Source organism: Streptomyces sp. KLMMK (assembly GCF_036961605.1).
GTDB classification, from domain to species: Bacteria; Actinomycetota; Actinomycetes; order Streptomycetales; family Streptomycetaceae; genus Streptomyces; species Streptomyces telluris.
In genome coordinates, this window is the sequence record NZ_JBAMDC010000410.1 from 1 (window position 1) to 5,597 (window position 5,597).

A 5,597-nucleotide genomic window follows, 5' to 3' on the forward strand; every position below is an offset into this window, starting at 1 on the left:
CCACGTCTTCATCCCTGTCGGAGCCTGCTGGCTCAACCTCCAGGAGGGCTGGTGGCGCATCACGACGATGAGATGCCACGGACCCTCACCGCCCGTCGCCCTCACAGCTGGATCAGGAATCATCAAGGCGGAGGGATTCTGAAGCTGATATTCAGCCGAAGAGGCGCCGGTTCCAATTGATCAAACCTCGAATAAGAGCAGGTCCGGACTCTCCGCTATATCCTGGGTAATCCATGGCGAAGATGCCCAGGCTCGCCTTACCGAAGCTATTATTCCAATCGGAAATCGCGTGGTTAGTCCGATAGAGCATGCCGTGCTCCATCTTCGTAGTGACATCGTCTCCCCAGCCGTTGGCATAGTTCAGCGGAGACAAGGCGCTGAGGTGGCCGTCGTGACTACTAGCATTTGCGCTAAGATGGTTGACGTAGAGCTGAGTCTTCTCACTCTGCTGGTTTGCCCGCTTGGCGAATGTGCTCACATGATCGAACTTTGCGTTGATAGTCAGATCGTCGTAGAAGTCCTGGACAATCATCTTGTCGTTCGATCTGGTGCCGGAGCCTCCACCGGGCCACCTAATGCCGTCAAGCCCTCCCACGTCGCTAAGAATGACGATCTTGCCTCGCACCTCGGAGATCTTCGGGATTTCATTCTTCTGGTAGAGAAGGCCGCTGGCATTGCATTGCGCCACAATGCTATTGAACGTCGAGACGAACTGACCATCAGTGATATCGTTGTTTTCGCGTCTCATGCGCACCAGCACTGTCTCAGTGGGGTGCCCACTCAGGAAGCTCTTAATCTGCCCGAGAATGCTACCGAAAGTGTCCGGCATTTCCTTGACTCCATGATCCGCCTTCGAACCATGAACAATCCTCAGGTTGCTGCCGCTGGCACGGAGGTCGAGGTATCGGACTCCGTTGTTCAGCTGCCAGGGGATGTCCTTGTCCTGACACTGCCAATAGTCATACCTCGTATTCTTGGATTCAAGTGATCCAGATTCATGGGTACCCGGGATGGTCAGGTCCTGAAGACGTGCACTGTCCGGCAGGTTAGACATCCACTTGCCCGGATCTTCCCAACGCGGCGAAAATAGGTCGTGCCCGGAGGGGTCATCGCAAAGTCTAACACTCGTAATCAGGGGTTCGCCGCCTCCAATAAGCTCCAGTGTTCGACTATTGAAGTCATAGTTAACCCTTGAGAAGTCGCCTTTAGAGTCAATCCCGACCAGTATTTTATGCCCTGAGCTGTATTCGGTAAATACCCCTCGAGAATCTCCCGGGCGGATCAGGTTTGCAAGCTTACCCTCCTTGTCGTACATCAGATATTTTGATGCATTAACCGACTTCAGGGTGAAATTTGATGCATCTAGGGCGTGCCTCGAAAAACCGTCACCAGTTCCCTTCACGTCCCATTTGCCATCTGCAGCCTGCACCAAGCAGGTGTTCCAGTCGAAGCATAGATATTGGGTGTGATCTGATTGACCGGGCGGTTCCCATTCTCCCCCTCCCGGGGAGGCCTGCAAGTGAACGAATTTCCCTGAATTGCTCATCAGTAGTCTTCCATTGTCGTCCATGATCGTATCAATGCCGCCAAAGACTGCAAGGCTACTACCGTCACCCGTGCATACACTAAAGGGATACTTCGACGGCTCACTGCTTGGATGCACGCAATAGGGTTTCGCTGCACTTTGGAGAGCCAGGAAATCTCCGTTCGGAAACTTGAGCTGAAACTCAAGACCGCCATCTCCGACGGCGGTAAATTTCATCCCTGCACTAGAATACTGAACCGTTCCATCCTTGCCTATGCTAGAGACGCATTGGCTCTTAGATATGCAGAGGTAGACGTCCTTCGAGTATGCCACGTGGCACTCCTTAGTGATGGTATCTACTTAAATTATTTCATCTGTCGATTTTGCAGGCCTCCAAAGGTGCGGATGCTGGGTTGCTACCTGCACCGCAAGGCACCCCCCTCTTGGCCTGGGCATGTAAGGCATCAGTCGGGCACGGGAGAACCCCAGTAGGTGTTGTCGCCGGCAGGGGTACTCCTCAAGCTCCGGATCATTTCTCCAATACACAACAGGTATGCTCTCCACGCAACTGCAACTGGGCTAACAACGGCTTAGACGCAATGCTGTTGCGTTACGGGCTTGCGGGTTGGGGTATCGTGATGAGGATGGATTGGTTGCCAGTGTGGGTGGGTTACGGCCAGTCATGGTGTTCAGCTCGCTTGAGCTGGTAGTTGGACATCTTGCGTTTGACGACGCGGGGCTGGCTGCGCAGGCGTCTGGCGGTCAGGAGTCGTTCCAGGAGGTCCTGCTCGAGCATCACCAAGCCTCTGACCCAGGAGGTCAGGGGGAAAGCTGCCCGGCGTGACAGGCACGCTGCGCAGGTTTTCGGTGAAGGAGACCCGGTCGGGGTCTAGTAGGGCTTGGTCAGGTTGGTATGAGCGTGGGTATGTCGCGGTGGCAGGTGGGGCAGGCGCCGGTCCAGGTGGCGAGGAGGGTTTGCAGTTCGCGGACGATCCGGTAGAGGGTCAGACCGGCGCCGTTTCTTTTGGGGCGCGGGCCAGGCGTTGGAGGGTGCAGAAGGCGTGGGCGGCGGAGATGAGGGTGAGGTGATGGTGCCAGCCGTTCCAGGTGCGGCCCTCGAAGTGGGCGAGTCCCAGGGCTTGTTTCATCTCGCGGTAGTCGTGCTCGATCCGCCAGCGGAGCTTCGCGAGCCGCACGAGGGTGGTGAGCGGGGTGTCCGCGGGGAGGTTGGAGAGCCAGAACTGGACCGGATCCGGCTCGGCGGCGGGCCATTCGGCCAGCAGCCAGCACGCGGGCAGTTCCGGACCGCGGGCGGCCTGGCGGGACTTGCGGCCGGCGGGACGGACACGTAGGGCGACGAGCCGCCCGTACATGCGCTTGAGGCCGCTGCGGCCCGTGCCCGGCCGAGATCCCTTGTCCAGCACCACCAAGACCTCAGGATCACCCTCCTGCCACTGGCCGGCGGTGATGAGCCGCTCGATGACTTCGCGGATCTGGACCGTGGTCACCGCGGCGACGTCCGTGCCGGGCTCCAGGCGGACTGTGTCCAGCACCGCGGTCCAAGAGGTGCGACCGGTCTCCAGCGCGGCCACGATCGAGTACGGCCAGCCCGGGACCATCTGGTGCTTGCCCTCGCCGCGGCCGAAGGTGTGGCAGAAGGACCGGTCGGCACAGGTGTCAGCGTCCGGCCGCAGCCATGGCGAGACGTCCACGGCCAGTACCAGCCGGCCGTCCGCCGCCCGCGGCAGCGGCACCCCTGCCAGGGCCCAGCGAAGCCGGGCAACATCGATCCGCCCTTGGTTGAGCCCGCCGTAGAGCGCTCCGTGGCCGCGGCGGTGTTCGGGAGCGAGCGCCAGGTCAACCAGCGTCCGCACAGGCCCGTCCGTACACAACAGCGCGTCGCACAGCTCAAACAACGCGTCGCCCCGCGCGGTCAGACACGCGAACAGCTCCGACCGGAAGTGTGACGCTTCCGCGAACGCGTCCCGCAGGACGCCCTGATGCACCAAACTCACGACCACGGGTGCGACACGAGGTCGCACACAACAACTGATGAAGCAGACGGAGGAATTTGCGACATTCGGTCTCGTGTTCACAGACCGTTCCCTCCTTGATGTGCGTCGCCAGTAATGACGAGGTGCAGAGCTCAAGGCAAAGCCAAAGGACCCTCCGCGCTCCAGGGGTTACGGGCAAGGGAAAGACCGGACGGGCGAACGCGCGTGAACCCCTGGTAACACTCCGTGAAGTGAAACCTCCAACTGCTGTGCGGGCAGGGAGGAATACTGGCAGGTCAGGAGGGCCCTCGGGCCTGGTTGACCGGACGGCGGGCGTGGCCGTGAACGCTCGTGAGGACACCGTCGCCAGCGGAGGAGAGGGGGCGCCCACCCCGGTCGTACGTTGTGTGTGCGGAACGTGGAAACCTCGGCTGCGGCCCGGCCTTTGGAAAGCCGGAAGGCCACTCGCAAGTGAGGCTCAACTCCGCAGTGGGACAGGATGACCCAAGAAGCAAACGCCGGTAGGTCGAAAGACCAGGTGAAAACCACCCGGATTGGCACCTCCGGCCATGGGTGCTATAAGCCGCCGGATAGGCAGGCTGGAGTCTTCGTCCAGCATTGCCTCCGCAAGGGAGCTGACGTGGGTCAGGTGAACCTACGAAGTGCAGCTATGCAAGGTCGCTTGGAACTTTCGGGCAAGTTAGACGTCGAGGATGCAGATGAAGAGTGACTCGGCTCTGGCCGCGGTATCCTTCGCTGCCGCCACGGTGAATGGACCGGAAGACGACGCTAATTGGCACCGGATCGACTGGGCTAGGCATGAGGCGGACGTGAAGCGGCTGAGGCAGCGAATCTTCGTGGCTTCGGAACGTGGCGACAAGAAGCAGGTGCACAATCTGCAAAAACTCATGCTTCGGTCTTACTCGAACACACTGGTATCGACCAGGCGGGTGACCCAGCAGAGTCAGGGCCGGCGCACGGCGGGAGTAGACGGGGAAATCGCGCTTACACCGTGTAAGCGGCTAGCGCTTGCGGCCGAAATACACACTGAGGTCACACCCTGGAAGCCGAAGCCAGCACGCCGGGTGTACATCCCAAAAGCCAACGGGAAACAGCGCCCTCTCGGCATTCCGATGGACGTTTCATACTGCGTCTCCTGCAGGCATGAGTGGGGTTGAGGGCTTGAGGTGGGCCGATCCGGTGATCTGCCGGCGGTAGTCGGCCTGGGTTTCGGGCGTCCAGGGGATGCACCAGCGTCCCGAGGGGTCTTTGCGCCCTGGTGTGAGCCCGTGGGCGAGCCAGTAGTAGACGGCGCCGGGATCGACGCCGAGGCGGGCGGCGACCTGTTTGACGGAGAGCTCGCCGTCTCGCAGGCAGCGGGTGCGGGGAGCGTGGATCTTGTAGGCGTGGCGGACCCAGCGCACTGCCTTGGCGTCGTAGGGGCGGCCTTTGCCGGTGCGGTGGGCCGTACCGGTTGAGGGTGTCGGCGAGGTCCTGGTCGTTGAGGATGGGGCCGAGGCGGCGGGCCAGGGCGAGGGCTTTGGGTGGGGTGCGGGGTGGCCCGCTGCGTGGGGTGGTGATCAGGTCAGTGGCGCCGGTGTGCCAGCGCACCGCGATGCGGACGTCGCCGAATTCGTCGTCGGGCAGCAGGATCACGTCGCTGATCACCGCTCGCAGGAGGCGTTTGCGGTCTTTCGCGCTGGTGGTCGGGGCGTCCCAGAGGCGGGGCAGGTCGGTGGCGAGGGCCTCGATCTCGGCGCGGCCGGGCAGCGGCGGGCGGGCCTGACGGACGTGGACGAGCTGGGTCTCGGCCTCGGCCAGGGCGGCGAGCTTCTTCTCCCATCGGTCCTCGAGGGTGCGGGCGACCAGCCGGTTCTCCGGTTCGACCTGGCTGAAGGCCCGCTCGGCGCGGTTGGCCTCGTAACGGGCGCGCTCGAGGGCGAGCTGGGCGGCTCGGTGGGCACGGCTGTGGCGCTGGACGACCTGTTCGGCGGCGTCCAAGGCGAGGGTGATCTGGTCGTGGGTGAGGGTGGTCAGCAGCAGGCAGGCGACCACGCCGTCGACGGTCGTGGCGGCGG

Annotated in this window: 4 protein-coding genes and 1 pseudogene; 2 read left to right on the forward strand and 3 right to left on the reverse strand. The window is 61.9% G+C overall.

The genetic code is table 11. The features are described from left to right. Nucleotides 1-151: 151 nt before the first annotated feature. Both V7793_RS32365 and V7793_RS38305 read right to left on the reverse strand, forming a co-directional pair. Nucleotides 152-1,858, reverse strand: coding sequence for a phosphatidylinositol-specific phospholipase C domain-containing protein (locus V7793_RS32365; RefSeq protein ID WP_336013273.1), 1,707 nt, complete (start codon nt 1,856-1,858; stop codon nt 152-154). A 671-nt stretch (nt 1,859-2,529) separates the two neighbouring features. Further along, nucleotides 2,530-3,621, reverse strand: a complete 1,092-nt coding sequence (locus V7793_RS38305) for a transposase (RefSeq protein WP_443058040.1) — start codon at nt 3,619-3,621, stop codon at nt 2,530-2,532. Nucleotides 3,622-4,238: 617 nt separating this feature from the next. Between V7793_RS38305 and V7793_RS32380 the strand changes: the two genes are divergently transcribed. Further along, nucleotides 4,239-4,697, forward strand: a complete 459-nt coding sequence (locus V7793_RS32380) for a reverse transcriptase N-terminal domain-containing protein (RefSeq protein WP_336013274.1) — start codon at nt 4,239-4,241, stop codon at nt 4,695-4,697. On the opposite strand, the gene V7793_RS32385 is transcribed toward V7793_RS32380, so the two are convergent. Next, entirely contained in the window at nt 4,662-4,943 is a 282-nt protein-coding gene (locus tag V7793_RS32385) for a hypothetical protein (protein ID WP_336013275.1), read from the reverse strand. The two genes, V7793_RS32380 and V7793_RS32385, sit on opposite strands and share 36 nt — an antisense overlap. A 175-nt stretch (nt 4,944-5,118) precedes the next feature. Between V7793_RS32385 and V7793_RS32390 the strand changes: the two are divergent. Beyond that, a pseudogene (locus tag V7793_RS32390) lies at nt 5,119-5,597 on the forward strand (hypothetical protein); the annotation flags it as partial.